Origin of the sequence: Paraburkholderia podalyriae, from assembly GCF_014397785.1 — a bacterium.
Lineage (GTDB): Bacteria > Pseudomonadota > Gammaproteobacteria > Burkholderiales > Burkholderiaceae > Paraburkholderia > Paraburkholderia podalyriae.
Genome location: NZ_VZQQ01000191.1, coordinates 1 through 2,294 on the forward strand (window position 1 = coordinate 1; position 2,294 = coordinate 2,294).

The window sequence follows — 2,294 nt, forward strand, 5'->3', positions numbered from 1 at the left end:
GCTATACATTGCGGCGGCTCGCTCACCACCGCTGTCAGAGCCAGCGAACATGAAATTGCGCCGGCCGAGGGCCACGCAGCGCAAAGCATTTTCGGCGAGCACGTTGCTGATCTCCACGCGGCCGTCATCACAGAACAGTGTGAGCCCGTCCCAGCGGTTCAGAGAGTAGTTGATCGCTTCGACCAGCGGTGCCTTCGGCCAAAGAGTCGCGAGTTTCTCCCTCATCGACGTCTCGAGGGCCGCGAGCAATGGATTGCTCTTTTCTTGCCTGACGCGTCGCCGCTCATCGGGCGGTTTGCCGCGGATATCAGCCTCGATTCCGTAAAACTCGCCAATCATGTCGAGCCATTGCTTCGTGGTGTCCGACGGGGCTGTCTCATGCACGTTGAATACGTATCGGCGCGCATGATCCCAGCAAAATGCCAGACGAACTTTGCCGCCTTCGTTCAACTCGTTGAAGCCGGCATAGCCGTCCGCCTGAAGGATGCCTTCGAATCCGGCAAGATGGGTCTGGGGGTGAATGCCTTTGCGGTCCGGCGAGTAAGCGAACCAGACAGAAGCAGGTTCGCTCGAACCTGAGCGGCGATCATCGCGCACGTAGACCCACAATCGACCGGTCCTGGTCTTTTTGTTCCCAGGCGCGAGCACCGGGATCGGCGTGTCGTCCGCGTGGAGCTTGGTAGTCGCCATCGTGTAGCGGCGCAGGGCTTCAGTCAGCAGCCGGCAGAGTTCTTCGCATTGCCCGACCCAACGTGCCATGGTGGCCCGATCGAGACGTACGCCATCGCGCGCCGCGATCTCGGATTGCCGATACAGTGGCGTGTGGTTTGCATACTTCGCCACGATGATCTCGGCCAGCAAGCTCGGATGCGCGATGCTGCGCTCGATCGGCAGCCCCGGCATGGGAGGTTGCGCGATATGGCCGCAACCGGTGCAGATCCGCTTGCGACGGATAGTGCGGATGACCTTGAACATCGCCGTGACGCGCGCGAGCTGCTCAGACACATCCTCGCCGAGCAACTCCATGGCGTTGTTGCACTTCGGGCAGATGGAATCGGGCTCGAGCTCGTGCTCTTCGCGTGGCAGATGGGGCGCCAAGGCTTCCTTCGGGGATGCTGCAGATACGCCCGAGCTCGATGCACGAGCGCGCGCACGGCGAACATCGGCAACGCCGCTGCCCGCTGCCAGATCCTCGAGTTGGGTTTCGAGCCGATCGATCTGCCGCTCCAACTGCTCGGATTTACGACCGAAGTGCATGCGCCTGAGCTTGTCGATCTGCGCTTTCAGGCGTTCGATTTGCTGGTCGCGTTCGACAATCTCCCGGTCGCGTTCGGCGATCTCCTGCTGCATCTTTGCGATCGATGCCTGCTGCTCGAGCACCAGGGCGTGGAGCTCGGCAACGGTTTGCGGAAGCGGCGCATGATCGGGCATGCGCCGCAGTTTACGAGCCTTCGATGCGGTTTACAACATCGACAATGCCGCCGTGCGACGGGGCTGTCGCCAATCGATGCCTTCCAGCAACATCGACAGCTGTGCCGACGTCAGAAAGATCTTGCCGCCATCCGCCTGGGGCCAAATAAACCGTCCATGCGAAAGCCGCTTCGCGAGAAGCCATAGTCCGTCATCTGTTGCCCATAGAATTTTTACGAGATCGCCGCGACGTCCCCGAAAAATGAACACGTCGCCGCCGAGCGGATTGTCTTCGAGTGCCGATTGCACCTTCGCGGCAAGAGCCGGGAAACCACTACGCATGTCGGTGACGCCTGCGGCGATCCAGATGCGAGTGCCAGCCGGCAGGCCGATCATCGGGACAGCTCCCGAATCAGCAGCCGCAGCATATCCGGCGACACGTTACCGCGAATGCGCAAGCGTGCACGGTCAAATTCGATCTCGCAGGCGTCCTCCGACACGGCTTCGCGGACCGGCATCGAGGCCTCGGCTTCCGGGACAAGGCTGACTGGAAGTAACGATGCAACGTCACCATCGGGTTCCCGTCTGGCAAGCCCCGGACGCAGCGCCCCAAATGCACCCTGAAGATATTGGCGACGCCATCTGAACAGCAGGTTGGTGTTTATGTCGTTGCGACGCGCGACCAGCGATACAGACGCCCCGGGCTCGAACGTCTGTTCGACCAGCTGTCGTTTGAATTCGCGCGCAAAGTTGGGGCGCTTGCCCGGTGCCTCGCACTTGCTATCCACAATCTCGGCCACTTTGGTTCCCATCAAAACATTTGGTGGGAACCAAATTACCCCCGTTCACTGCTGCCCGGAGAACGGCCGACGTGAGACGCATAC

3 protein-coding genes are annotated in these 2,294 nt (G+C 61.0%); all 3 read right to left on the bottom strand.

The window, feature by feature from the left end:
• On the bottom strand, positions 1–1,431 hold a 1,431-nt coding region (gene tnpC / locus F6X42_RS42360; RefSeq protein ID WP_187639696.1), incomplete at its 3' end, for an IS66 family transposase.
• A 30-nt stretch (positions 1,432–1,461) separates the two neighbouring features.
• Complete coding sequence (gene tnpB / locus F6X42_RS42365; protein WP_061164571.1) at positions 1,462–1,806, bottom strand: IS66 family insertion sequence element accessory protein TnpB; 345 nt, start codon at positions 1,804–1,806, stop codon at positions 1,462–1,464.
• On the bottom strand, positions 1,803–2,222 hold the full coding sequence (gene tnpA, locus F6X42_RS42370) for an IS66-like element accessory protein TnpA (RefSeq protein WP_187639697.1): 420 nt from the start codon (positions 2,220–2,222) through the stop codon (positions 1,803–1,805). Before tnpA ends, tnpB begins: the two co-directional genes overlap by 4 nt.
• Between the last annotated feature and the right edge of the window lie 72 nt (positions 2,223–2,294).